This is a genomic window from Streptomyces sp. NPDC059866 (genome assembly GCF_042731325.1).
In the GTDB taxonomy this organism is placed as follows: Bacteria; Actinomycetota; Actinomycetes; order Streptomycetales; family Streptomycetaceae; genus Streptomyces; species Streptomyces flavusporus.
This window is the reverse complement of sequence record NZ_JBHWJT010000047.1, coordinates 1-24809: the sequence shown is the minus strand read 5'-3', so window position 1 is coordinate 24809 and position 24809 is coordinate 1. Positions and strand designations below refer to the sequence as shown.

The 24809-nt window shown below is 69.9% G+C and carries 21 protein-coding genes; 5 read left to right on the top strand and 16 right to left on the bottom strand.

Translation table 11 applies throughout. The annotated features are described in order from the left end of the window. Positions 1-149: 149 nt before the first annotated feature. Positions 150-1892 (bottom strand): lysine--tRNA ligase, encoded by a 1743-nt coding sequence (gene lysS / locus ACFV7R_RS41110; RefSeq protein ID WP_385274039.1) that lies wholly within the window; start codon positions 1890-1892, stop codon positions 150-152. Between the two features lie 283 nt (positions 1893-2175). On the opposite strand from lysS, the gene argS reads away from it, so the two are divergent. Beyond that, positions 2176-3939, top strand: a complete 1764-nt coding sequence (argS, locus tag ACFV7R_RS41105) for an arginine--tRNA ligase (RefSeq protein WP_385274036.1) — start codon at positions 2176-2178, stop codon at positions 3937-3939. 43 nt (positions 3940-3982) lie between these two features. Continuing rightward, positions 3983-4786, top strand: a complete 804-nt coding sequence (locus tag ACFV7R_RS41100; RefSeq protein WP_385274034.1) for a DUF4253 domain-containing protein — start codon at positions 3983-3985, stop codon at positions 4784-4786. 37 nt (positions 4787-4823) lie between these two features. Here the strand turns inward: ACFV7R_RS41100 and ACFV7R_RS41095 are convergent, their stop codons facing one another. The 7 genes from ACFV7R_RS41095 to ACFV7R_RS41065 form a co-directional block, all read right to left on the bottom strand. After that, entirely contained in the window at positions 4824-6326 is a 1503-nt protein-coding gene (locus ACFV7R_RS41095) for a polysaccharide pyruvyl transferase family protein (RefSeq protein ID WP_385274032.1), read from the bottom strand. A 205-nt stretch (positions 6327-6531) separates the two neighbouring features. Further along, positions 6532-7524, bottom strand: a complete 993-nt coding sequence (gene hemB / locus ACFV7R_RS41090) for a porphobilinogen synthase (RefSeq protein ID WP_385274029.1) — start codon at positions 7522-7524, stop codon at positions 6532-6534. A 186-nt stretch (positions 7525-7710) separates the two neighbouring features. Continuing rightward, positions 7711-9417, bottom strand: a complete 1707-nt coding sequence (locus ACFV7R_RS41085; RefSeq protein WP_385274026.1) for a uroporphyrinogen-III synthase — start codon at positions 9415-9417, stop codon at positions 7711-7713. Beyond that, entirely contained in the window at positions 9414-10373 is a 960-nt protein-coding gene (gene hemC, locus ACFV7R_RS41080) for a hydroxymethylbilane synthase (protein WP_385274023.1), read from the bottom strand. The genes ACFV7R_RS41085 and hemC overlap by 4 nt, the downstream gene beginning before the upstream one ends. Continuing rightward, positions 10370-12097 carry a glutamyl-tRNA reductase gene (locus tag ACFV7R_RS41075; protein WP_385274020.1) on the bottom strand — a complete coding sequence of 576 codons (1728 nt, stop codon included), beginning with the start codon at positions 12095-12097 and terminating at the stop codon, positions 10370-10372. The genes hemC and ACFV7R_RS41075 overlap by 4 nt, the downstream gene beginning before the upstream one ends. Then, positions 12094-12858 (bottom strand): redox-sensing transcriptional repressor Rex, encoded by a 765-nt coding sequence (locus ACFV7R_RS41070; RefSeq protein ID WP_385274017.1) that lies wholly within the window; start codon positions 12856-12858, stop codon positions 12094-12096. The genes ACFV7R_RS41075 and ACFV7R_RS41070 overlap by 4 nt, the downstream gene beginning before the upstream one ends. A 236-nt stretch (positions 12859-13094) precedes the next feature. Beyond that, positions 13095-13373, bottom strand: coding sequence for a glutaredoxin family protein (locus ACFV7R_RS41065; protein ID WP_224735940.1), 279 nt, complete (start codon positions 13371-13373; stop codon positions 13095-13097). A gap of 115 nt (positions 13374-13488) precedes the next feature. Between ACFV7R_RS41065 and ACFV7R_RS41060 the strand changes: the two genes are divergently transcribed. From ACFV7R_RS41060 to ACFV7R_RS41050, 3 genes are all read left to right on the top strand, one after another. Continuing rightward, positions 13489-14403, top strand: a complete 915-nt coding sequence (locus ACFV7R_RS41060) for an HAD family hydrolase (RefSeq protein ID WP_385274014.1) — start codon at positions 13489-13491, stop codon at positions 14401-14403. 657 nt (positions 14404-15060) lie between these two features. Next, positions 15061-15831: an ECF subfamily RNA polymerase sigma factor, BldN family gene (locus tag ACFV7R_RS41055; protein WP_385274011.1), complete on the top strand. Its 771-nt coding sequence runs from the start codon at positions 15061-15063 to the stop codon at positions 15829-15831. A gap of 277 nt (positions 15832-16108) precedes the next feature. Beyond that, positions 16109-17338, top strand: coding sequence for a DUF5667 domain-containing protein (locus tag ACFV7R_RS41050; RefSeq protein WP_385274008.1), 1230 nt, complete (start codon positions 16109-16111; stop codon positions 17336-17338). Between the two features lie 67 nt (positions 17339-17405). Here ACFV7R_RS41050 and ACFV7R_RS41045 read toward each other — a convergent pair whose 3' ends face one another. The 8 genes from ACFV7R_RS41045 to ACFV7R_RS41010 all read right to left on the bottom strand — a co-directional run bounded on the left by ACFV7R_RS41045 (position 17406) and on the right by ACFV7R_RS41010 (position 24672). Beyond that, positions 17406-18530: a lysophospholipid acyltransferase family protein gene (locus tag ACFV7R_RS41045; RefSeq protein ID WP_385274005.1), complete on the bottom strand. Its 1125-nt coding sequence runs from the start codon at positions 18528-18530 to the stop codon at positions 17406-17408. Positions 18531-18544: 14 nt separating this feature from the next. Further along, entirely contained in the window at positions 18545-19606 is a 1062-nt protein-coding gene (locus ACFV7R_RS41040) for an NAD-dependent epimerase/dehydratase family protein (protein ID WP_385274002.1), read from the bottom strand. A 252-nt stretch (positions 19607-19858) separates the two neighbouring features. Then, positions 19859-19957 (bottom strand): 30S ribosomal protein bS22, encoded by a 99-nt coding sequence (locus ACFV7R_RS41035; protein WP_003948845.1) that lies wholly within the window; start codon positions 19955-19957, stop codon positions 19859-19861. Between the two features lie 153 nt (positions 19958-20110). After that, positions 20111-20323, bottom strand: coding sequence for a helix-turn-helix domain-containing protein (locus tag ACFV7R_RS41030; protein ID WP_004984898.1), 213 nt, complete (start codon positions 20321-20323; stop codon positions 20111-20113). A gap of 129 nt (positions 20324-20452) precedes the next feature. Beyond that, a complete protein-coding gene (locus ACFV7R_RS41025; RefSeq protein WP_385274000.1) occupies positions 20453-21268 on the bottom strand; it encodes a phosphatase in 816 nt (271 codons plus the stop codon). A gap of 345 nt (positions 21269-21613) precedes the next feature. Further along, positions 21614-22786, bottom strand: coding sequence for an acetoin utilization protein AcuC (locus ACFV7R_RS41020; protein ID WP_385273996.1), 1173 nt, complete (start codon positions 22784-22786; stop codon positions 21614-21616). Continuing rightward, complete coding sequence (locus ACFV7R_RS41015) at positions 22755-23957, bottom strand: MFS transporter (RefSeq protein WP_385273993.1); 1203 nt, start codon at positions 23955-23957, stop codon at positions 22755-22757. The genes ACFV7R_RS41020 and ACFV7R_RS41015 overlap by 32 nt, the downstream gene beginning before the upstream one ends. A gap of 70 nt (positions 23958-24027) precedes the next feature. Next, on the bottom strand, positions 24028-24672 hold the full coding sequence (locus ACFV7R_RS41010; RefSeq protein ID WP_385273990.1) for an HAD family hydrolase: 645 nt from the start codon (positions 24670-24672) through the stop codon (positions 24028-24030). Between the last annotated feature and the right edge of the window lie 137 nt (positions 24673-24809).

Below are 24809 nucleotides of genomic sequence, written 5' to 3'. Positions count from 1 at the left end.
GCCCCCCGACCCAACGCGCTGGGCCCACCGCTACCCCCCGCCCCCCCCCGCGCACCGGAAACACCACCACAGCGCTAACCCCCCCCCCTCCCCCCGCGGGGGGGCGCCCGGCCACGCGCGGGCCGCCCCTCATCGTCGTAGCAGCGGCTCTACTCCCCGAGCAGGGCCCGCACCCGCTCCTGCCCCACCGCCAGCAGCAGCGTAGGCAGCCGCGGCCCGGTGTCCCGCCCCACCAGCAGGTGGTACAGCAGCGCGAAGAACGACCGCTGAGCGGTCTTGATCTCCGGCGGCAGCTCCTTCGGCGTGGCGTCCGCCGGGAATCCGGCCTGCACCTTGGGCACGCCGTACACGAGGTGCGTCAGCCCGTCCAGCGACCAGTGCTCCTCCAGTCCGTCGAGCAGCAGCCGGATCGACTGCTGGGACGCCTCGTCGAGCGACTTCAGCAGCTCGACGTCGGGCTCGTCCCGCACGATGGTCCGCTGATCGGCCGGCACATGGGTGTTGATCCACGCCTCGGCCTTGTCGTACCGCGGCCGCACCTCGTCGAGCGAGGCCAGCGGCTTCTCCGGGTCGAGCTCGGAGAGAATCCGCAGTGCCTGGTCCTCGTGCCCGGCGGTGATGTCGGCGACGGACGCGAGCGTCCGGTACGGCATCGGCCGGGGCGTCCTCGGCAGCTCACTGGCGGCCGTCCGCACGGCACGCGAGTGTGCGGCGACGTCGGCGGGCAGGGCGGAGCCGTCGGTGACCTTGGCGTCGAGCTTGTCCCACTCGTCGTAGAGCCGCTGGATCTCCTGGTCGAAGGCGATCTTGAAGGACTGGTTGGGCCTGCGGCGGGCGTACAGCCAGCGCAGGAGCTGCGGCTCCATGATCTTCAGAGCGTCGGCCGGGGTGGGCACGCCACCGCGCGACGACGACATCTTCGCCATGCCGCTGATGCCGACGAACGCGTACATGGGCCCGATCGGCTGCTTGCCGCCGAAGATCCCGACGATCTGCCCGCCGACCTGGAAGGACGACCCCGGAGACGAGTGGTCGACACCGCTCGGCTCGAAGATGACCCCTTCGTACGCCCACCGCATCGGCCAGTCGACCTTCCAGACCAGCTTGCCGCGGTTGAACTCGTTCAGCCGGACGGTCTCGGAGAAGCCGCAGACCGTGCAGGCGTAGGTCAGCTCGGTGGTGGTGTCGTCGTAGGAGGTGACGGTGGTGAAGTCCTTCTCGCAGTTGCCGCAGTACGGCTTGTACGGGAAGTACCCGGCGGTCCCGGAGCTGCCGTCGTCCTCGGACGCGGCGCCGGACCCCTCCTCGGCCTCCAGCTCGGCCTCGTCGACGGACTTCTGCGACTTCTTGGCGCCGGCCTTGGGCTTGGTCCGGTACTGGGCCAGCACCGCGTCGATGTCACCCCGGTGCTTCATGGCGTGCAGGATCTGCTCCCGGTACGCCCCGGAGGTGTACTGCGCGGTCTGGCTGATCCCGTCGAACTCCACGCCCAGCTCGGCCAGCGACTCGATCATCGCGGCCTTGAAGTGCTCGGCCCAGTTCGGGTGGGCGGAGCCCTTCGGCGCGGGCACGGAGGTCAGCGGCTTGCCGATGTGCTCGGCCCAGGACTCGTCGATCCCGGCGACACCGGCCGGCACCTTGCGGTACCGGTCGTAGTCGTCCCAGGAGATGAGATGCCGGACCTGGCGTCCCCGGCGTCGGATCTCGTCGGCGACGAGGTGCGGCGTCATGACCTCGCGCAGGTTCCCCAGGTGAATGGGCCCGGAGGGCGACAGGCCGGACGCGACGACAACGGGTTTGCCCGGGGCCCGACGCTCCGACTCCTCGATGACCTCATCCGCGAAACGGGAGACCCAGTCGGTGGTCTCGGTGCTCTGACCCACGATCGGCACGTCCTTCTTTCCTCATCCGCAGCCGGCCCGGTCACACGGCTGCCCGCTCCATTCTCCCAGCAAGCCTGGCATCCACGAAAACGCCTTTTCACGGCCATCCGCCGTAGCTGCGGGCAGTCGTGCCGCTGGGGCGGCACGGGTGGGCGCAGGCGGCACCCCGCCAACGCCGGGCTGCGCACCCACCCCGCCCAGCCCCAACGCGCCCGCACCGGAAAAACCCCTTTGCCCCCCATGGGATACTGGCCGCATCCACCCGTACCCCGAGGAGAACGGCACCCACTCCATGGCCCCGGTCACGTCCCTCACCGCTTCCGTCAACCAGCGCCTCGCCACCGCCCTCGCTTCCGCCCTCCCGGAGGCCGACGGAGTCGACCCGCTGCTGCGACGAAGCGACCGGGCGGACTACCAGGCCAACGGCATCCTCGCCCTCGCGAAGAAGGCGAAGGCGAACCCGCGCGAGCTGGCGACGCAGGTCGTCGCCCAGGTCACCACCGGCGATGTGATCAAGGACGTCGAGGTCTCCGGCCCCGGCTTCCTCAACATCACGGTCACCGACAAGGCGATCACCGAGAACCTCGCCGCCCGCGCCGCTGACGCCGAGGGCCGCCTGGGTGTGCCGCGCGCGGAGCACCCCGGCACGACGGTCATCGACTACGCCCAGCCGAACGTGGCGAAGGAGATGCACGTCGGCCACCTCCGCTCCGCGGTGATCGGCGACTCGGTCGTCCAGCTCCTTGAGTTCACCGGCGAGAACGTGGTCCGCCGCCACCACATCGGCGACTGGGGCACGCAGTTCGGCATGCTCATCCAGTACCTGGACGAGCACCCGCACGAGCTGGACCACAAGGACGCCCAGGTCACCGGTGAGGAGGCGATGTCGAACCTCGACCGCCTCTACAAGGCCGCGCGGAAGTTCTTCGACTCCGACGAGGAGTTCAAGACCAGGGCCCGCCGCCGTGTCGTCGACCTCCAGGCCGGCGACCCGCACACGCTCGCCATGTGGCAGAAGTTCGTCGACGAGTCGAAGATCTACTTCTTCTCCGTCTTCGAGAAGCTGGACATGGAGATCCGCGACGCGGACATCGTCGGCGAGTCGGGCTACAACGACATGCTCGCGGAGACCTGCCGCCTCCTGGAGGACTCCGGCGTCGCCGTCCGCTCCGAAGGTGCCCTGTGTGTCTTCTTCGACGACATCAAGGGCCCGGACGGCAAGCCGGTCCCGCTGATCGTCCAGAAGTCGGACGGCGGCTACGGCTACGCGGCGACCGACCTGTCCGCGATCAGGGACCGCGTCTTCAACCTGAAGGCGAACAGCCTGATCTACGTCGTGGACGCCCGCCAGTCCCTCCACTTCAAGATGGTCTTCGAGACGGCCCGCAGGGCGGGCTGGCTGAACGACGACGTGAAGGCGTACCAGCTGGCCTTCGGCACGGTCCTCGGCAAGGACGGCAAGCCGTTCAAGACGCGTGAGGGCGAGACGGTACGGCTGGTCGACCTCCTCGACGAGGCGATCGACCGCGCCTCGGCCGTCGTACGGGAGAAGGCCCAGGACCTGTCCGAGGGGGAGATCGCCGAGCGCGGCGCCCAGGTGGGCATCGGCGCGGTGAAGTACGCGGACCTGTCGACGTCGGCGAACCGGGACTACAAGTTCGACCTGGACCAGATGGTCTCGCTGAACGGCGACACGTCCGTCTACCTCCAGTACGCGTACGCCCGTATCCAGTCGATCCTCCGCAAGGCCGGCGAGGTACGCCCGGCCGCGCACCCCGAGCTGGACCTGCACGAGGCGGAGCGCGCCCTCGGCCTGCACGTGGACGCGTTCGCGGAGACGGTCGCGGAGGCGGCTACGGAGTACGCCCCGCACAAGATGACGGCGTACCTGTACCAGCTGGCGTCCCTGTACACGACCTTCTACGACAAGTGCCCGGTCCTGAAGGCGGAGACGCCGGCCCAGGTGGAGAACCGCCTGTTCCTGTGCGACGTCACGGCCCGCACCCTCCACCAGGGCATGGCCCTGCTGGGCATCCGCACCCCCGAGCGCCTCTGATCGCGGAGTCCGATTGTCAGTGGCTGCGCCTACAGTCACTGACATGGCGACTCTTCCCAACCCGCTGCCGAAGCTGGCCTCCGACCCCACCGGCCGCGCCCTCGGGCTCGAACTCCCGCCCGGGAGACTGATCGACGCGACGTACGAGGGGCAGTGGCACGAGCCGCTGCTGTGGCATGCCGACGTACCGGTGGCGGCCGGTGCCTGGGCGGCGCTGGACCCGGCCCGGCGGACCGGTGGGCTCCTCCCGCTGCTCGTCGATGTGGGCGGCAGCCAAGAGGGGCCGGACAGCTGGGAGCTGATGCCCGGCGAGATGTCGTACGCGGGGGATCACGACCCGGAGGACGTACTCGCCGAGTACTGGGAGGAGTACGCGGCGGACGAGGCGGAGCAGGCCGAATGGCCGGGCCTGGCGTCCGCGCCGACCCGCAGCACGGGCGACCCCGATCCGGATGAACTCGCCGCCGAGATAGCCGACTTCCTGGTGACCGACGGCTCCTGGCTGAAGGAGCCGCGCCTGGCCCTCGTACCGGCACGCCGCAGCGCGGACATCCCGGCGGCGATCGGCTGGTCGGGCCCGCTGAACTACGAGAACGACGTGGCCCGGCTCTGCGCGGTGCTCCGCTCCTGGGAGGACCGCTTCGGCATACGCGTGGTCGCGCTCACCTTCGACCAGCTGATCCTCTCGGTCGCGGCACCGCCCGCCACCCTGGCGGAGGCGGAGGCGGTGGCCGTCGAGCACTTCGCGTTCTGCCCGGACAACATCCTGCAGAGCAGCAACCCGTCACTGCGTGCGTACGCCGAGCACCTGATCGACCAGGAGATCTGGTCCTTCTGGTGGGACTGAACCGCCGAACCAGGGGGACGCCGACGGCTGTTGCCGGTCAGTCCTTGGCGCCGCCGCCCGAACCGGACAGCTTGCGCATCCGGCGACGCACAGCAGGTCCCAACCGGACCATCACGCGTTTCTCGATGCCGCCGACCCGGCGCTCCAGGGCGCCGAGCTGCTTGCGCGTGGCGGCCAGCTCCGCGCGGGCGGCGTCGAGCAGGCGCGCGGTCTCGGCCTGCCGCTTCTCGGCGGCAGCCACCCGGCCGCGCAGTTCCTTGGTCTCCTTGACCCGCGTGTCGATACGGGCGTTGGCCGTCGCGAGCCGCTCGCGCAGCCGGGCGATGCGGTAGCGCATGTGGCCGTCGTCGGAGCCGTCCCACACCGGCATCGACGGGGGCAGGTCGAGCGCGGCAAGGCGGGCGTCGAAGGCGGCGCCGCCGTCGCCGTGGGTGTAGGTGTTCTGCAGGCCGTTGTGGTCGAGGAAGGCGACGATCCGGTCGAAGCGCTCGCGGTGGCCCTTGAGCATGGCGGAGTAGTCGGCGCTCTCGTACAGCTCGCGGGGGTCGGTCTCCGCGGGCAGACCGGCCAGTTGGCGGTGCGGGATGTCGAAGTACCGGCACAGTTCGAGGGTGCGCGAGTCATGGGTGAGGACGACGCTGGGCGTGCCGGCCAGCAGGGCGGCGATGTTGCCGTGGATGCGGGTGCCGTAGGCGAAGTCGTAGCCGCGCAGCTCGTCGATCCAGGTCGCCGGGTCCAGCGGCATGCGCACCTTGTTCTCGCGCAGCAGCTCGTGACTGAGCTGGAGCGGGAACGGGTCCTCGACGCCGGTCTCGGGAGTGAGGTCGCCCCAGAGCAGGAGTTCGGCGTCGACGAGGTTCTGCGCGTAGTAGGTGAGGTCCGGGTAGTTCTCCCAGGCGTGCCGGGCGATGCCGGAGATGTCGCCGACGGGTATCGCGTTCGGCGAGAGGTTGAGGGCGATCCGGGATGCCGTGGTGAGCTCGGCGGGACGGATCTCGGGGAACGTGTCGCCGTACAGGAACATCGACGGGCAGCCGATGATGTCGATCCGGTCGGCGGGGGCGCCGAGGCCGGTGAGGTAACGGGCGGTCAGTTCCCCGCGGACGCCGATGGAAGCCGACCGGTCGAGGACCGCGGAGATGAAGCGCTTGACGGAGTCCGCCATCGGCTTGAGCTCTTCGGTCTCGTAGTCGTCGCCCGCCTGCGCGCCGACGCCGAAGACCACCACCGGGATGGTGAGCTGCTCGATCAGCGTGGACAGCCGGTCGAGTGAGGCCTGGAAGGTGGGGCGGAAGGCGTTGGCGAGCGGGACGACGAAGACGTCGTACTGCTCGTTGATCTCGGCGGCACGCTGCGGGGACGAGTTCGTCCGGATGCCGTTGGAGGTGACCTCGGTGTCCGGCGTCGACAGCATCTTGTGTGCGGAATCACTGAAGAGCAGGTTGCCCGTGTTCGTCCCGATCAGGTCCTGCTGAATGAACTCCGTCGGGGTGGCGACGCGGAAGGGACTCTTCCCGGACCGGATCAGTATGCGCTTCACGACACTCCTCATGCTGCTGTGGGCGGACCTTGCGGACCGTCCACGGCCGCACGCGAGTGCAGACCCTACAGCCGGGCAAAAACAAAGTGAAGAACAGGTGGCCGAATCGTCATGAGGCTGTGCCCGATTCCAGGGTCGAGCGGTCGGGCGTACCGGCGTGGAAGGGCGCGCGGCACGACGTGGCGTACGCGCCCTTCCTCCGGAACTACCTCAGCTTCCGGGCCACTTCGGTGGCCCAGTAGGTGAGGATGTTCTGCGCCCCGGCCCGCTTGATCCCGGTCAGCGTCTCCAGGATCGCCCGGTCCCGGTCGACCCAGCCCTTCTCCGCGGCGGCCTCGATCATCGAGTACTCGCCGGAGATCTGGTACGCGGCCACGGGCACGTCCACGGAGTCCGCGACCCGCGCCAGGACGTCGAGGTAGGGTCCGGCGGGCTTCACCATCACCATGTCGGCCCCCTCCTCCAGGTCGAGGGCCAGCTCCCGCATCGACTCCCGTACGTTGGCGGGGTCCTGCTGGTACGTCTTGCGGTCGCCCTTGAGGGAGGAGGCGACGGCCTCGCGGAAGGGCCCGTAGAAGGCGGACGAGTACTTGGCGGTGTAGGCGAGGATGGCCACGTCCTCGCGCCCGATCTGGTCGAGCGCGTCACGGATGACGCCGACCTGCCCGTCCATCATCCCGCTCGGCCCGACGACATGCGCGCCCGCGTCGGCCTGTACCTGGGCCATCTCGGCGTACCGCTCCAGGGTGGCGTCGTTGTCGACCCGCCCCTGCTCGTCGAGCACTCCGCAGTGGCCGTGGTCGATCGTCTCGTCCAGGCACAGGTCGGACATGACGAGCAGATCGTCGCCGACCTCGGCCCGCACATCACGGATCGCGACCTGGAGGATCCCGTCCGGGTCGGTCCCCGGCGTCCCGATCGCGTCCTTCTTCGACTCCTCCGGCACCCCGAACAGCATGATCCCGGAGACCCCGGCCTCCACCGCCTCCGCGGCCGCCTTCTTCAGGCTGTCCCGGGTGTGCTGCACGACGCCGGGCATCGCCGCGATCGGCACCGGCTCGCTCACGCCCTCCCGCACGAACGCGGGCAGGATGAAGTCGGCCGGATGCAGCCGGGTCTCGGCGACCATGCGCCGCATGACGGGAGTGGTACGCAGCCGGCGGGGACGCGTACCGGGAAAGGATCCGTACTTCGTCATACGCCTACGCTACGCCCGCCCGAACCCCACCTTTGCCGACGAGGCGTCGGGCCCCGTAGCGTCAGGCCGCGGGCAGTCGTGCAGCCAGGGGCGGCACGGGTGGGCGTTGGGGTCCCCCTCTTGGGGAGGCACCCCGTCGGCGCCGGGCTGCGCACCCCAGCCCAGCCCCGACGCCGGGTACGCCGACTACGTGGTCCTCCTCCGCCGAGCCCCCGGCCGCCGCTCACTCGGCCGCGTCACCGGATCCCCCGCCTCCAACGCGGCAGCGCGCCGCCTCATCCCGAAGTCGGCCAGTGCCTCCGCCAGCTTGTGCACGGACGGCTCGGGAGCCATCACATCCACCCGCAGCCCATGCTCCTCGGCGGTCTTCGCGGTGGCCGGCCCGATACAGGCGATCACGGTCACGTTGTGCGGCTTCCCGGCAATCCCGACCAGGTTCCGCACGGTGGACGACGACGTGAACAGCACGGCATCGAACCCACCCCCCTTGATCGCCTCCCGCGTCTCGGCCGGCGGCGGCGACGCGCGCACGGTCCGGTAGGCGGTGACGTCGTCGACCTCCCACCCGAGCTCGATCAGCCCGGCGACCAGCGTCTCCGTGGCGATGTCGGCCCGCGGAAGGAACACCCGGTCGATCGGGTCGAACACAGGGTCGTACGGCGGCCAGTCCTCCAGCAGCCCGGCGGCCGACTGCTCCCCCGAGGGCACCAGATCCGGCTTCACGCCGAAGGCGATGAGTGCCTTCGCCGTCTGCTCCCCCACCGCGGCGACCTTGATCCCCGCGAAGGCCCGGGCGTCCAGCCCGTACTCCTCGAACTTCTCCCGCACGGCTTTCACGGCATTGACCGAAGTGAAAGCGATCCACTCGTAACGGCCCGTCACCAGGCCCTTGACCGCGCGCTCCATCTGCTGCGGAGTCCGCGGCGGCTCGACGGCGATCGTCGGAACCTCGTGCGGCACGGCCCCGTAGGACCGCAGTTGGTCGGAAAGCGAAGCCGCCTGCTCCTTGGTCCGCGGCACGAGCACCTTCCAGCCGAACAGCGGCTTGGACTCGAACCACGACAACTGATCCCGCTGAGCGGCGGCGGAACGCTCACCGACCACGGCTATCACCGGGCGTCCGCCCTCCGGCGACGGCAGCACCTTCGCCTGCTTCAGCGTCTGCGCGATGGTGCCCAGGGTGGCGGTCCAGGTCCGCTGCCGGGTCGTCGTACCGGCGACGGTCACCGTCAGCGGTGTATCGGGTTTGCGGCCGGCCGACACCAGTTCCCCGGCGGCAGCGGCGACGGAGTCCAGGGTCGTCGACACGACCACCGTCCCGTCCGACGCCCCTACCTCCGTCCAGCACCGGTCCGACGCCGTCCGCGCATCCACGAAGCGGACGTCCGCGCCCTGCGCGTCCCGCAGCGGCACACCCGCGTACGCGGGCACACCGACCGCCGCCGCAACACCGGGGACGACCTCGAAGGGAACACCGGCCGCGGCGCAGGCGAGCATTTCCTCGGCGGCGTACGTATCAAGTCCCGGATCCCCGGACACCGCACGGACGACCCGCCTGCCGCCCCGCGCGGCCTCCATGACAAGATGTGCGGCATCCCGCACTGCGGGGACCCCAGCGGTTGTTGACGTGCCGTCAACAACCGTCAGCTGAGGCGTGCCCGTGCCCGGAACGGGGTCCGAAGAAGGACCCGGCTCCGTGTTCACGACGGCGACGCCCGGCCTGGCGTGCGTGCGTACGACGTCGAGCACCTCGTGCTCGGCGACGAGTACGTCCGCGTTCGCCAGCGCCTCGACGGCGCGCAGAGTCAGCAGTCCCGGATCCCCGGGTCCGGCACCGAGGAAGGTGACGTGCCCGTGTTCCGGACCGGCGGCGGGAAGGGTGGTGGGGCTCAATGTGCTCGCTCCCCCATCAGACCGGCCGCGCCCTGGGCAAGCATCTCGGCGGCGAGTTCGCGGCCGAATGCCACTGCCCGGTCGTGCGTCTGGGGCACGGGACCGGTGGTGGACAGCTGCACCATCCGGGTGCCGTCGGTCGTGCCGACGACGCCCCGCAGGCGCATTTCCTTGACAATCTGCCCGTCGGCCAGCAAGTCGGCCAAAGCACCCACAGGGGCGCTGCAACCGGCCTCCAGGGCGGCGAGCAGTGACCGTTCGGCGGTCACGGCGACCCGCGTGAACGGGTCGTCGAGCTCACCGAGCGCGGCGATCAGGTCCGCGTTGTCCGCGGCGCATTCGATCGCCAGGGCCCCCTGGCCGGGGGCGGGCAGAACCGTGTCGACCGACAGGAAGTCGGTCACGTCGTCGATCCGGCCGATCCGGTTCAGTCCGGCGGCGGCCAGGACGACGGCATCGAGCTCGCCGTCCCGCACATACCGGATGCGTGTGTCGACGTTGCCACGGATCGGCACCGTCTCGATGTCCAGCCCGTGGCTGCGCGCGTACGCGTTCAGCTGCGCCATCCGGCGCGGCGAACCCGTACCGATGCGCGCCCCGCGCGGCAGGTCGGTGAGCTTCAGCGCGTCCCGGGCGACGATCACGTCCCGCGGGTCCTCGCGCTCGGGTACGGCGGCCAGCGCCAGCTCCGCGGGCTGCGTGGTCGGCAGGTCCTTCAGGGAGTGCACCGCGAAGTCGACCTCGCCCCTGAGCAGTGCGTCGCGCAGTGCGGTCACGAACACACCCGTGCCGCCGATCTGCGCGAGGTGCTCACGGGAGACATCGCCGTACGTGGTGATCTCGACGAGCTCGACGGGCCTTCCGGTCACCTGGCTCACGGCGTCCGCCACGAGCCCGGACTGGGCCATGGCGAGCTTGCTGCGCCTGGTTCCGAGCCTCAGTGCCTTGTCACTCATTGTGGCCCTCGGTTCTTCTCGGTGCTGTCCTCGGCGCGGGAGACGGAGGCCACCGTCTCGGGGTCGAGGTCGAACAGGGTGCGCAACGCGTCCGCGTACCCGGCACCGCCGGGCTCGGCGGCGAGCTGCTTGACCCGTACGGTCGGCGCGTGCAGCAGCTTGTCCACGACGCGGTGCACCGCCTGCCGGATCTCGCTGCGCTGCTTGTCGTCCAGGCCGGGCAGCCGCCCGTCGAGCCGGGCGATCTCACCGGCGACGACGTCGGCGGCCATCGTCCGCAGGGCGACCACGGTCGGCGTGATGTGCGCGGCCCGCAGCGCCGCCCCGAAGGCGGCGACCTCGTCGGAGACGATACGCCGGACCTGGTCGACGTCGGCCGCCATCGGAGCGTCCGCCGAGGCCTCGGCCAGCGACTCGATGTCCACCAGCCGCACCCCGGCCAGCCGGTGCGCGGCGGCGTCGATGTCACGCGGCATGGCGAGGTCGAGCAGGAAGAGCACCGGCTCGGGCCGCGAGGCCTCGGCGACCGGCTCGGGCTTGCGGAGCTCGGGGACACGGCCGGCGGTGGCCGCGGTCGCGGCGAGCGCGCTGATCAGCTCGGGGTCGGCCCCGGGCGTACGCCGCGCCTCCCCCAGGGAGGTGCCCCCACCGCGCCGGTCGACGGCGCTGCCCGCGGCCCAGGCGGCGTGCTGCTCCAGGGTCGCCGCGTCCATGCCGGCCACGGCGGCCTCGCCCATCACGGAGAAGCCCGGAGCCGTCAGATCCAGCGGACAGGCCTCGTCGGCGCCGACCCCGGCGGGCGGCAGCGGCGTCTTCCGTGCGTCGGCCCTCGTCGGCGTACGACGCTCCTCGTGGCCCTCCTCGACGGCGACCGCGTGGCCCGTACGGCCCTCGACCGCGGCGGCGACCGCCTCGGCGTCGAGGACCAGCCCGGTGGCGCCGGTGCAGGAGACGGCGATGTCGGCACGTGTCAGCTCGGCCCGTACCGACTCCATCGGTACCGCCCGGGCCGGCACGTCCGTGTCGTCGGCCTCGTTGAGGATCTGCGCGAGACGCTCGGCGCGTTCATGGGTGCGGTTGGCGATGACGACCTCGGCGACCCCGGCACGCGCGAGCGTCGCGGCGGCCAGCGAGGACATCGAACCGGCGCCGATCACCAGGGCCCGCTTGCCGTGGGCCCACTTCTCGACGGCACCGCCGGAGGCCAGCTGCTCCAGGCCGAACGTGACCAGGGACTGGCCGGCGCGGTCGATGCCGGTCTCGGAGTGGGCGCGCTTGCCGACCCGCAGCGCCTGCTGGAACAGGTCGTTGAGCAGCCGCCCGGCGGTGTGCAGCTCCTGCGCCCGGGCGAGCGAATCCTTTATCTGGCCGAGGATCTGCCCCTCGCCGACGACCATCGAGTCCAGCCCGCAGGCCACCGTGAACAGGTGGTGGACGGCCCGGTCCTCGTAGTGCACGTACAGGTAGGGCGTGAGCTCGTCCAGGCCGACGCCGCTGTGCTGGGCGAGCAGCGTGGACAGCTCGGCGACACCGGCGTGGAACTTGTCCACGTCGGCATACAGCTCGATGCGGTTGCAGGTGGCGAGGACCGCGGCCTCGGCAGCGGGCTCGGCGGCGACCGTGTCCTGGGCCAGCTTGATCTGGCCGTCCGCGGTCAGTGCCGCCCGCTCCAGGACGCTGACCGGAGCGCTGCGGTGACTCAGCCCGACGACGAGAAGACTCATGCCGGCATCACGGCGGGTACGTCCCCGTCGGGCCCCTTGTCGGCGGACTGCTTGCGCGTGGCGGCGACCGGGCTGGGGCCGTCGGTCAGCGCGGCCTCTTCGCCCGCCTTGCGCTGCTCGTGGAAGGCGAGGATCTGCAGCTCGATGGAGAGGTCGACCTTGCGCACGTCGACGCCGTCCGGCACCGACAGCACGGTCGGCGCAAAGTTCAGGATGGAGGTGACCCCGGCGGCCACCAGTCGCTCGCAGACCTGCTGGGCGACGCCCGGCGGGGTGGTGATGACCCCGATGGAGACGCCGTTCTCCGAGATGATCCGCTCCATGTCGTCGCTGTGCTGGACGGTGATCCCGGCGACCTGCTTTCCGGCCATCTCGGGATCGGCGTCGATCAGCGCGGCGACCCGGAAGCCACGGGAGGCGAAGCCGCCGTAGTTGGCGAGCGCGGCGCCGAGGTTACCGATGCCGACGATCACTACCGGCCAGTCCTGGGTCAGGCCGAGTTCGCGGGAGATCTGGTACACGAGATACTCGACGTCGTATCCCACGCCACGCGTCCCGTAGGAGCCCAGGTACGAGAAGTCCTTGCGCAGCTTCGCGGAGTTGACCCCCGCCGCGGCCGCGAGTTCCTCGGAGGAGACCGTGGGTACCGAGCGCTCGGAGAGCGCGGTGAGGGCGCGGAGGTACAGCGGAAGCCGGGCGACGGTGGCCTCGGGAATTCCTCGGCTACGGGTCGCCGGTCGGTGAGTTCGGCCAGTTGCCACGGTGCTCCTGCGGGTAGAGCGGGGCTGCAGGCGGTCATACGTTCCCTGACCGCCCCGTCGAAAGCAGGCTATGTCTTTGTGAACGCGTGCACAAAGATAGTGTCCGATTTGCCCGGCCAACGTGACCGGGGTCACGCACAGATATGCGGGGGCCAAAACCGAACACTCTCCTCAACGATTCCCGCCCCCGAGACCAAGACGCCGTCGATCCTAGGTGACGTTCCGGCCGTTTTGGACTACTCGGTCAGTGCCTTGCGCAGCCGGTCCTCGTTCACGCGCCAGAACGTGTGCTGCCGGCCATCCACCAGGACGACCGGAATCTGCTCCCAATACTTGTCATGGAGTTCCTTGTCCTCGGTGATGTCCTTCTGCTCCCACGACACGCCGAGGTCGCCGCAGACTTTCTCGATCACGACCTGCGCGTCGTCACACAGATGACAACCAGGTTTACGGACGAGGGTGACGAGCCGGTCCTGGGGAGCCGTGGCGGCCTTCCGCCGAAAGATGGGACTCATGTCGGCCATTCTCGCCCGCGGCGGCCGCTTGCTTAACGGCACAGTCGCGGAGAGTTCACAGCGTTCCAACCTGCCGACTCCGGAACCGCCGAACAGAATGGCTATGCTCAGGCCCATGGCCGCTCTCGGATGGCTCACTCCCCGTAGGCGCTCCGCCACGGCGCGCAGCGTGTTGGCAGGCGAGGCGTCGGCGGAGGCCGCGCGTAAGTCCACGCAGGTCACCGCCCCCGCCGAGGAGCCGGAATTTCCGGTACGCGGTGACGACAAGGCCGCCGCGTTCTTCGACCTGGACAACACCGTGATGCAGGGCGCCGCGCTGTTCCACTACGGCCGGGGCCTGTACAAGCGGAAGTTCTTCGAGACCCGCGACCTGGCCAAGTTCGCCTGGCAGCAGGCATGGTTCCGGCTGGCCGGGTTCGAGGACCCGGACCACATGCAGGACGTCCGCGAGTCCGCCCTCTCCATCGTGAAGGGCCACCGGGTCGCCGAGCTGCAGTCCATCGGCGAGGAGATCTACGACGAGTACATGGCCGAGCGCATCTGGCCGGGTACGCGCGCACTGGCCCAGGCGCACCTGGACGCCGGCCAGCGGGTGTGGCTGGTCACGGCGGCCCCCGTGGAGATCGCTCAGGTGATCGCCCGCCGCCTCGGCCTCACGGGCGCGCTGGGCACGGTGGCGGAGTCGGTGGACGGCGTGTACACCGGCAAGCTCGTCGGCGAACCCCTGCACGGCCCGGCCAAGGCGGAGGCCGTCCGCGCCCTCGCCGCCGCGGAGGGCCTGGACCTCTCCCGCTGCGCCGCGTACAGCGACTCCCACAACGACATCCCCATGCTGTCCCTGGTCGGCCACCCCTACGCGATCAATCCCGACAGCAAGCTCCGCAAACACGCCCGGGAAAAGGACTGGCGCCTGCGCGACTACCGCACGGGCCGCAAGGCAGCCAAGGTCGGCATCCCGGCAGCAGCAGGCGTGGGCGCCGTAGCAGGCGGCACAGCGGCAGCCATCGCCCTCCACCGCCGCCGCCGATAGCGCTCCGCTGGAAGCCGGGTACACCACCTGCGGGTGCGTCGTGGCTGGTCGCGCCCGCGCGGCGGAGCCGCATACCGGCACAGCCCCGCGCCCCTTTGGGGCGCGGACGCACCCGCCACCTCGTCAGTCCGCGGGCAGTCGTGCCGCCAGGGGCGATGGGGGTCCCCCCGCTCGAGCGAAGCCGAGAGTGGGGGAGGGTGGGCGCGGGCGGCACCCCGCCGGCGCCGGGCTGCGCAGCCCATCCCGCCCAGCCCCGACACCGGGCACCTGGACACCCCCGCCCAGCCCCAACGCCGCGCACCCGAAAACCCCCGCCCCGACACCGCCGCAACACCCGGGCACACCCGAAACACGGGCCAATCCAATCCCCGTACCCACCCAACCCCCCAACCAGTCCCCCCACCCGCACCCGACCACAACACGCCCCTTACCCACCCCAAACCCGAACCCTTCCGATCAACAACCATTCATTCTGTGGCACTTGACCGAGCGTCATTCGGTTACAGAAGCGACGTAATCGATGATTTGAGCAACTGGGCGTAGCAGCGCCTGCACGAAGCGTTATTCTCCTCAGACGCAAACCGGTACCCCTCCGTCGCCACGACGGGTGAAAGGTCCCGCACTGCACGTGATGGAAGCTCTGCCTCTGGGAGTCCCGTGTACCCACACGTCGGGGTTGACGCCTCGGGCCTGGCTACGCTGCGCGCAAGGGTCCAAGACCTGTTGCGCGGCTTCGTCCCCACCGCGTACGCCGTCCCCGCATTCGCCACCGCCGCGCCGCTGGGCCCGTGCTACGCACTGGCCGACGGCAGCGCCGCGGTCGGCAGACGAGGCCGCCCGACCGGCGCGGCCACCGCACGCCGCCCGGCCGCCGACAGCGACAGCGCCCGGATGATGGACCTCGTGGAGCGCGCCCAGGCCGGCGAGGCCGACGCCTTCGGACGCCTCTACGACCAGTACAGCGACACCGTTTACCGCTACATCTACTACCGCGTGGGGGGAAAGGCGACCGCCGAGGACCTCACGAGCGAGACCTTTCTGCGCGCCCTGCGCAGGATCGGCACCTTCACCTGGCAGGGCCGCGACTTCGGCGCCTGGCTCGTCACCATCGCCCGCAACCTCGTCGCCGACCACTTCAAGTCGAGCCGCTTCCGCCTCGAGGTGACCACCGGCGAGATGCTCGACGCCAACGAGGTCGAACGCTCCCCCGAGGACTCCGTCCTGGAGTCCCTCTCCAACGCCGCACTCCTCGACGCCGTGCGCCGGCTCAATCCCCAGCAGCAGGAGTGCGTGACGCTCCGCTTCCTCCAGGGCCTCTCCGTCGCCGAGACCGCCCGCGTGATGGGCAAGAACGAGGGCGCCATCAAGACCCTCCAGTACCGCGCCGTACGCACCCTCGCCCGGCTCCTGCCGGACGACGCACGCTGACAGCCGTGCACACGGCCACGACAAACGGCCTCCCGCACGCACCGAATCCACACGCCCCGCAATCCCAACTCACCAACGGGGAAGCTCCGTTGAGTTCACGGTCCACTCATCCGCCGTCCGTAACCGAAGTGCCGCGCCACTCGTTGTGCGGGATGCAGGCTCCCTGTGGTCACTCCCTGGCCGACTCCGATCCCTCGTTCGTGTGGTTGCGGTCAGGGCGTGCAACCCTCAGGACCCCCTGGGGAGTCGATCGTCATGACGAGAGGAGGTGCCGCCAGTGATCGCGAACGTATCGGCGCACCGGCGGGCGAACGCCTTCGCCCAGGCCCTGGAGGAGCAGTCCGAGCGGGGCACTGTGGCCGAGCAGTCCGAGGAAGCCGAACCGGCCCCGGCTGCTGCGGAACGGACCGAGCAAGGCCGCCTGTTGGCCCTCGCGGCCGGTCTCGGCGAGCTGCCCAGGCCGGAGCTGGACCCCGAGGTCAAGGCCGTCCAGCGAGCGCAGCTCGTGGCCCAGTTCGAGGCCATGCTGCAGGAGGGCGGCGAGGCGACCGACCCCGCGCTGCCCGGGCAGCGTTCCCGGGGCCGCGGCGCACACCGGGCAGCCCCACTCGGGAAGTTGCGGCCCCGTACGCGCCTGGCCAAAGGCCTCACCGCGGGCGGACTCAGCGTCGGTGTCGCCGCAGGCGCCTTCGGCGGAGTCGCCGCCGCCAGCGGTGACGCCCTGCCCGGCGACTCGCTGTACGGCCTCAAGCGCGGCATCGAGAACTTCAAACTCGGCCTCACCAACGGCGACGACGAGCGCGGACAGGCGTACCTCGACCAGGCCTCCACCCGCCTGAACGAAGCCCGCCGCCTGATGGAGCGCGACCGCAGCGGCCCCCTCGACCACGAGTCCCTGGGCGAGGTCCGCCGCGCCCTGTCCGGCATGCGGCACGACGCCTCCGAGGGCCACCAACTGCTGAGCGCGGCCTACCAGCGCGACCCCGACTCGCTGGGGCCCATCCAGGCCCTCTCCGCCTTCTCCCGCTCGAACCGCGACACCTGGGGCGCCCTGCGCGACCGGCTGCCCGTCCAACTCGGGGACGTCAGCGAACAGGTGTCGTCGGTGTTCGACGCCATAGAGCAGGAGGTCGCCCCGCTGCAGTCCCTGCTTCCGCAGTCCCCGGCTCAGGACGGCGGCGAGGACGGTGGCCGGCGCGGCTCCGGGACCGCGCAGTCCCCGGGTTCGACCGAGTCCGGACGGTCCACCACGCCCAGCACCGGCAGCGGCTCCTCCGACGCCGGGCGCACCGGCACCGGCGGCCCGAGCCGGTCCACCGACTCCGACAGCGAGGACGACGGCCTGCTCGGCGGCAACACCGGCGGCCTGCTCGATCCGCCGAAGGGCACCGGCAGCGCCTCCCCGTCGCCGACCAAGCCACCGACCACCGAGCCCGACGTCACCCTCCCGCCGCTGCTCCCGGGCCTGCTGCCCGGCCTGGGCATCGAAGGCGAGGACGCCGAGTAGGAGGCCGTACGACGACGGGGGCGCCCCTCCTGGGAGGGGCGCCCCCGTCGTCGTACACCCACCTCGGTCAGAAGAAGACCGACCGGCGCTGCACCAGCAACTTGTACAGCGTGTGCTGGATCTGCTCCCTGACCTGATCGGTCAGATTGAACATCAGCATCGGATCCTCGGCTGCCTCCGGCGGATAACCACCCGTCGGAATCGGCTCACCGAACTGAATCGTCCACTTCGTCGGAAGCGGAACCGCACCCAGCGGCCCCAGCCACGGAAACGTCGGCGTCAGCGGGAAGTACGGGAAACCCAGCAGGCGAGCCACGGTCTTCGCGTTGCCCAGCATCGGGTAGATCTCCTCGGCCCCGACGATCGAGCACGGGATGATCGGCGCGCCCCGCCGGAGGGCCGTGGAGACGAAACCGCCACGGCCGAAGCGCTGGAGCTTGTACCGCTCGCTGAACGGCTTGCCGATGCCCTTGAAACCCTCCGGCATCACCCCGACCAGCTCGCCCTGCCCGAGGAGACGTTCGGCGTCCTCGGCGCAGGCGAGGGTGTGGCCGAGCTTGCGGGCGAGTTCGTTGACGACCGGCAGGACGAACACCAGGTCCGCGGCGAGGAGGCGCAGGTGCCGGCCCGCCGGGTGGTGGTCGTGGACGGCGACCTGCATCATCAGGCCGTCCAGCGGGAGTGTGCCGGAGTGGTTCGCGACGATCAGGGCGCCGCCCTCGGAGGGGATGTTCTCGATGCCCTTCACCTCGACCCGGAAGTACTTCTCGTACACCGGGCGCAGCAGGGACATCAGGACGTTGTCGGTGAGTTCGGCGTCGTAGCCGAAGTCGTCGACCTCGTAGTCGCCGGTGAGGCGGCGGCGCAGGAAGGCCAGGCCGCCCGCGATGCGCCGCTCCAGACCGTCCTCGGCGGACGGCTGCTGCTGGGGCTCCTGCGCGGCTTGGTGGGGCTGGTCCGGGCGTTCCTGTTGTTGCAGGTGGTCCAATTGTTCCCGCTGTTTCTCACGAGGCACAGATCCATCATCCTGCGCACGTGCCCGACTGGGCAGAGCCTGCACCTCACCGACCTCATGGCCCTCACCGACCCCGCCGCCCCGCCGGCTCCCCGCACTCCGGCGCCGCGACGGCCGCTGCACGGCGCTCCCGCGGGACCGGTCGTCGTCGAACGGAATGACCTTGGCGTCCGCCATCGTTGCTGCGCTCCTCAGTTGGCGCTCTGCGTCGGGGGGTGGCCGCCGCCCGCGAGGGGCAGCGCGGCGATCCGGTCGACGGCCCCCGCAAGGGCCTCCGGCGGCAGGAGTCCGGGTCCGCGGCTGCGCGCGAAGTCCGCGAACGTTTCTGCAGTGGTGTGCTTCGGTCGGAAACCGAGCGTCTCGCGCATCTGGGTCGTGTCCACCACCCGGCCGTGGGTCAGCAACCGGATCTGCTCAGGTGAGAAGTCCGTCATTCCCAGCGTACGCACCAGGGTGCCCGCCCAGGTGACGGCGGGCAGCAGCAAGGGCACCGTGGGGCGGCCGAGCCGCCTGGAGCACTGGGAGAGCAGCAGGACGCCGTCGCCGGCGATGTTGAAGGTGCCGCTGTTCAGGGTGCCCCGCCGAGGCTCGTGCGAGGCGATCCGCAGCACCTCGATCACATCGTCCTCGTGCACGAACTGCAGCCGCGGGTCGTAGCCGAACACCGTCGGCATCACCGGCAGCGAGAAGTACGAGGCGAGCGGCGAGTCGGCGCTCGGCCCGAGGATGTTGGCGAACCGCAGCACGCACACCGCCACGTCGGGCCGGCGGCGCGCGAAGCCGCGTACGTACCCCTCGACCTCCACCGTGTCCTTGGCGAAGCCGCCGCTGGGCAGGGACTTGGGCGGGGTCGTCTCGGTGAACACGGCCGGGTCGCGGGGCGCCGAACCGTAGACATTGGTGCTGGACTTCACCACCAGCCGTTTGACGGTGGGGGACTTCTGGCAGGCGCCCAGCAACTGCATCGTCCCGATGACGTTGGTCTCCTTGACCGTGGCCCGGCTGCCGCTGCCCAGCGCGGTGGCCGTGACATCCATGTGGACGACCGTGTCGGCGGCCGTCTCGGCCAGCACGCGCGCGATGGTGGGCTGCCGGATGTCCGCCCGGACGAAGTCGGCGCCACCCAGATGGTGCTCGGGCGGTACCGCGTCCACGGCGACGACCCGGTCCACTTCCGGGTCACGCTGGATCCGTCGTACGAACCGGCCCCCCAGCTGACGGGCCACTCCGGTCACGAGCACGACCTTGCCCAAGATCAGCGCCTTCCTTCCAGCCCTCGTCCCTGCCGGGTTCCCCGTGTGCTCGCCAACTTAGCGGGTTGATGTTGCGCTGTGATGACTGCCCGAAGCAACAAGTGACGAGAACCCCCAGTCGTACGACCAGGGCCGGTCACCTGTGATCGGGCGGACGTATGCGGTCTGTCCGTCCGGGGACATGCGTGTGGCCCCCCACCGGGTGTGGTGGAGGGCCACAGACACGCTTTCGCAGCGTTGCAGTGCGCCGTACTACTTCTTGTTACGACGCTGAACGCGCGTGCGCTTGAGCAGCTTGCGGTGCTTCTTCTTGGCCATCCGCTTGCGCCGCTTCTTGATAACAGAGCCCACGACTACCCTCGCTCACTTCTCATCACTCGGTGTTTGGGCGCCATGGGCCCACACGACCTACGAGGGGCTAGCCTACCCGCCCGAGCGCTGAGGTCGTAATCGAGGCTCCGGGGAGATCGAAAGTGCCCTGTGCTCGATCCCCCCGGATCGCCGTCAGGCGGTTTCCACCCCCACGTAGCTCTCACGGAGGTACTCGTGTACCGCTTGCTCCGGGACTCGGAATGACCTCCCCACCCGGATCGCGGGCAGATGACCGCTGTGCACCAACCGGTACACGGTCATCTTCGACACTCGCATCACCGAGGCGACCTCCGCCACGGTAAGGAACTGAACCTCGTTCAGAGGCCTCTCGCCAGCTGCAGCCATGACACACCTGAACCTTCCGCACTCGACGGCCACCGGCTTCCCCTTCCGGTGACTCTTCGTCGTTGCGTGCTCACTCCCCAATGTAGGGGCGGGTGATGCGAGTGGGGAAGAGGTGCACCCATCGGCGGCCTACTGTGACAGACACGCTCGATTGAGTACGTAGCGGGTAAGCGGTCGGTAGTAATCAGACCGCACAGCGTCATCAAGTGGAACGACGACGGACACGCGCCCCTCAGCCTCTCCGACGAAGAGCGCGGGGTCGTCCGTATCGGCCAGCCCAATGGCCTCGAACCCCAGCTGACCTGCTCCGCAGACCCAGCCGTGGTCCCCGATCACCAGCTCCGGCAGCGGCCCGCCGGCCTCGGCGATCGCAGCCAGCGCGGTCCGAACCGGGAGCGGCGAATGGGTGTGTGCGCCGGTCGCACAACCGGGGACCGAAGCGCCGGGTTCCCGCACCAACGCGACACCCTGTACGTAATCAAGGTTGTACGTGCGTAGTCCGAACCGGGTCGTTATGTCGACACAGCGACCCTTCGCCGGTGTGAGTACGGCACATCCGGCCGCCGACAGCGCGTCCGCCAAGGCGGCGTAGAAGCCGAGCAGACGGTGCGGATGCCCGGTGCCGAGCAGCACCGGAGCCTCACGCCGGGCAACCAGGGCGAGCCGCTCCGCGAACGCCTCGAGCGCGGCCAGCGTCCGCTCCGGATCGATCACGTCCTGACCGGATACATGTCGAGGATCGGCCGAGACCCCACACTTGTCCGCCATCAACCCGATCAAGTCCCGCTGCCCCCATGACCATTCGGGGTCGATCCCGATCAGCACCCGTGGATCCCGAGCAGCGAACAACCGATAACTACGAAGGCTCTCCTCCCGCGAGGTCGCCACAACCCCGGCAAGCCGGGCAGCCAGAAGATGCGCACGGAGAGCTCCGACGGTCACCATGGGGGGATCGTGACGGATGGACCCCGACGACCACCGCGAAAACAGCGAAAACACCGCACAGTTGGCGTAACAAGACCTCGTCAAGCCGCGGGCAGTCGTGCGCTCCCTCAGTGCCTTAAGGGCCTGGGAGGTGCCCCCAGGGCGATGGGGGTCCCCCCGCTCGAGCGAAGCCGAGAGTGGGGGAGGGTGGGCGCGGGCGACACCCCCACCTCGCCAGTCCGCGGGCAGTCGTGCCGCCTGGGGCGGCACGGGTGGGCGCTGGGGGTCCTCTGAGGGAGGCACCCGTCAGTGCCGGGCTGCGCGACCCACCCCCGCCCAACCCCACACCACCCAGCCAACGAACCCCTACGCCAACAACCCCCGCAACGGAAACACCGCCCGCCGCGCAGCCAGCACCGCCTGATCCAACCGATCCGCAGGGTCGTACCCCGCTTCCCACTCCCCCCACACCACAGGCCACCGCCCATCGGTCATCCGCATCGGCGCCAACTGCCGCGTACGAGCAAAAACCTCCTGCCGCCACCCCTCCGGAATCACCGCCTCCGGCTCCACAGCACGCCCCGCCGCAATCCCCACCAGATGAGTCCAGGACCGCGGCACCACATCCACCACCGCGTACCCACCCCCACCCAGCGCCACCCAACGCCCCCCGGCGTACTCATGCGCCAACTCATGACATGCGACCTGCACCGCCCGCTGCGCATCCAGCGACACCGCCAAATGCGCCAACGGGTCCTCGAAATGCGTATCGGCCCCATGCTGAGTCACCAGCACCTGCGGCCGAAAATCAGCGATCAGCTCCGGCACCACCGCATGAAACGCCCGCAGCCACCCTGCATCCCCCGTACCCGCCGGCAGCGCGACATTCGCCGCACTCCCCTCCGCCGACTCCGCCCCCGTCTCCTCCGGCCACCCGGTCTGCGGAAACAACGTCCGCGGATGCTCGTGCAACGAGATCGTCAGAACCCGCGGATCCTCCCAGAACGCCGCCTGCACCCCGTCCCCGTGATGCACATCGACATCCACATACGCAACCCGCTCGGCCCCCAACTCCAGCAACCGCGCGATCGCCAGCGACGCATCGTTGTAGATGCAGAACCCAGACGCCCCCGCCGGCATCGCATGATGCAGCCCGCCCGCGAAGTTCACCGCATGCAGTGCCTCCCCGCGCCAGACGGCCTCCGCGGCCCCCACCGACTGCCCCGCGATCAGCGCCGAGACCTCGTGCATCCCGGCGAACGCAGGATCGTCCAACGTCCCCAGCCCGTACGACTGGTCGGCCGCCCCGGGATCCACGGAGGCCGCCTTCACCGCCTCGATGTAGTCCGCCCGGTGGACAAGGCGCAACGTCGACTCCCCGGCCGCCTTGGCCGCCACGACGTCCACCTCGCGATCGAGCCCGAACGCCTCGACCAGTCTCCGGGTCAGAGCCAGCCGGACCGGATCCATCGGATGGTCCGGCCCGAAGTTGTAACCCGTTACTGCGTCATCCCACATCAGCTGTGCGCGGCCGCTCATGCCCGCCACCGTATCGGTCCGGTTGAGCAGCGAACGAACGGGCGTACACGAGTGTCACCAGCACCAACACCATCGGCACGAGCATCGCCCCGCGATAGCTCCACGCGTCCCCCAACGCCCCCACCAACGGCGAACCGATCAGAAACCCGACGTAGTTGAAGACATTGAGCCGCGCGACAGCCGCATCCGAAGCGCCGGGAAACAGCCGCCCCGCCGCCGCGAACGTCTGCGGTACCAGCACACACAGCCCCAGCCCGAGCAAGGTGAACCCGACCATCCCGACCCACGCCCCAGGCGCCCCGGCCACCACGGCGAACCCCACCGCCGCCACGACCGCCCCACCCCGTACGACCCCCACGGCCCCGAACCGCCGCACCCCGAAGTCCCCCACGGCCCGCCCCACCAACGTGGTCACCATGTAGACGTTGTACGGAACCGTCGCCAGCTGCTCACTGCTCCCCAGCACGTCCTGCAGATACTTCGCGCTCCAGTTGGAGACGGTCGAATCCCCGATATACGCGAAGGTCATCACCAGACAGAGCGGCAACAGCACCTTCAAGCCGACGGACCCCGCCCCGGCCTTCGCCTCCGCGTCATCCCGTTCGGACACGCCCTCCCCGTCGACGTACCACCGACTTCCCACCAGCGCGGCCGGCAGCAGAACCACGACGACCGGCAGATAGGAAACGACCAGCGCCAGATCCCAGTGCGCCCCCACCCACGCCAGCGAGGCCCCCACGATCCCGCCCAGGCTGTACGCCGCATGGAAGCTGAGCATGATGCTACGTCCGTACGTCCGCTGCAGACTCACCCCGAGCATGTTCATCGAGGCGTCCAACGCCCCGACGGCCAGCCCGAACGCCCCGAGTGCAACCCCCAGCTCGGCCATCCGGTCCCCCGCCCCGACCCCGAGCAGCGCCAGGAGCACGACGGGCTGGGACCAGCGCAGCACTCGGCTGGGCGGAACCTTCTTCACCAGCTTCTCGGTCGCCACACTCCCGGCACCGGCCAGAATCGGTACGGCGGCCAGGAAGGCGGGCAGCAGCGCGTCGGACACCCCGTACCGGTCCTGGATGGCCGGTATTCGGGTCACCAGCAGAGCAAACGCGACGCCCTGAGCGAAGAAGCCGAACGCCAGCGAGGCCCTGCCGCGCCGCAGCACATCAGTCATGGCGGCGAGCGTAGGGCCCCGGCGTACCCGTGGGTAGATCCAGCCAAAGGTGAATTCCCCTCAGCTTTGCTCACACCAGCAAGTCGATCAACTGCCCCATGTCGGAGAAGAGTTCGCCGGCTCCAGCCAGCTTGGCGGCAGGCGTCATGGCGGTGAATCCGTAGACGTCCATCCCGGCCGCGACGGCCGCCTGCACCCCCAGCGGACTGTCCTCGATCACCACACACCGCGCGGGCTCGACCCCCATCCGCTCGGCCGCGTACAGGAACAGATCCGGCGCCGGCTTCCCTCGCCCCACATCCTGCGAACTGAAGATCCGCCCGTCCTCGAACCACCGGTCCAGCCCGGTCTTCCGATGTCCCACCCGAATCCGCTCATGACTCCCGGAGGACGCCACACAGTACGGCACCCCGTCCGCGGCAAGCTTCTCCAGCACGTCCACGGCCCCACCCACCGCCGTCAACTCCCGCTCGAAGGCGGCAAACACCCGCGCATGGAAGACATCATCGAAGTCCGCTGGCAACCGCTCCCCGGTCCGCTCCTCCACCAGATCGTGTACGCGATGCATGGCGGCGCCCATGTAGTCGCGCAGGGAGTCCTCGTACGAGGTCGGATGCCCGAGCTCGGTGAGATAGGCAGCCAGGAGCCGGTTGGAGATGGGCTCGCTGTCGACGAGAACCCCGTCGTTGTCGAAGATGACCAAGTCGTAGCGCATAACCTCGACCCTAAACGCAGAAAACCCCCGTGCCGTCCGGCACGGGGGTTTTCTCAATGATTGTTCGGCGGTGTCCTACTCTCCCACAGGGTCCCCCCTGCAGTACCATCGGCGCTGTAAGGCTTAGCTTCCGGGTT

Excerpts from the sequence above, each read along its gene's own strand:
- ACFV7R_RS41100 (WP_385274034.1), top strand. The coding sequence starts at position 3,983 with ATGGCGACTCTTCCCAACCCGCTGCCGAAGCTGGCCTCCGACCCCACC.
- ACFV7R_RS41015 (WP_385273993.1), bottom strand. The coding sequence starts at position 23,957 with ATGACTGATGTGCTGCGGCGCGGCAGGGCCTCGCTGGCGTTCGGCTTC.
- hemC (WP_385274023.1), bottom strand. The coding sequence starts at position 10,373 with ATGAGTGACAAGGCACTGAGGCTCGGAACCAGGCGCAGCAAGCTCGCC.
- ACFV7R_RS41020 (WP_385273996.1), bottom strand. The coding sequence starts at position 22,786 with ATGAGCGGCCGCGCACAGCTGATGTGGGATGACGCAGTAACGGGTTAC.
- ACFV7R_RS41030 (WP_004984898.1), bottom strand. The coding sequence starts at position 20,323 with ATGGCTGCAGCTGGCGAGAGGCCTCTGAACGAGGTTCAGTTCCTTACC.
- ACFV7R_RS41060 (WP_385274014.1), top strand. The coding sequence starts at position 13,489 with ATGGCCGCTCTCGGATGGCTCACTCCCCGTAGGCGCTCCGCCACGGCG.
- ACFV7R_RS41025 (WP_385274000.1), bottom strand. The coding sequence starts at position 21,268 with ATGGTGACCGTCGGAGCTCTCCGTGCGCATCTTCTGGCTGCCCGGCTT.
- ACFV7R_RS41045 (WP_385274005.1), bottom strand. The coding sequence starts at position 18,530 with ATGGCGGACGCCAAGGTCATTCCGTTCGACGACGACCGGTCCCGCGGG.
- argS (WP_385274036.1), top strand. The coding sequence starts at position 2,176 with ATGGCCCCGGTCACGTCCCTCACCGCTTCCGTCAACCAGCGCCTCGCC.
- hemB (WP_385274029.1), bottom strand. The coding sequence starts at position 7,524 with ATGACGAAGTACGGATCCTTTCCCGGTACGCGTCCCCGCCGGCTGCGT.
- ACFV7R_RS41075 (WP_385274020.1), bottom strand. The coding sequence starts at position 12,097 with ATGAGTCTTCTCGTCGTCGGGCTGAGTCACCGCAGCGCTCCGGTCAGC.
- ACFV7R_RS41065 (WP_224735940.1), bottom strand. The coding sequence starts at position 13,373 with ATGAGTCCCATCTTTCGGCGGAAGGCCGCCACGGCTCCCCAGGACCGG.
- ACFV7R_RS41010 (WP_385273990.1), bottom strand. The coding sequence starts at position 24,672 with ATGCGCTACGACTTGGTCATCTTCGACAACGACGGGGTTCTCGTCGAC.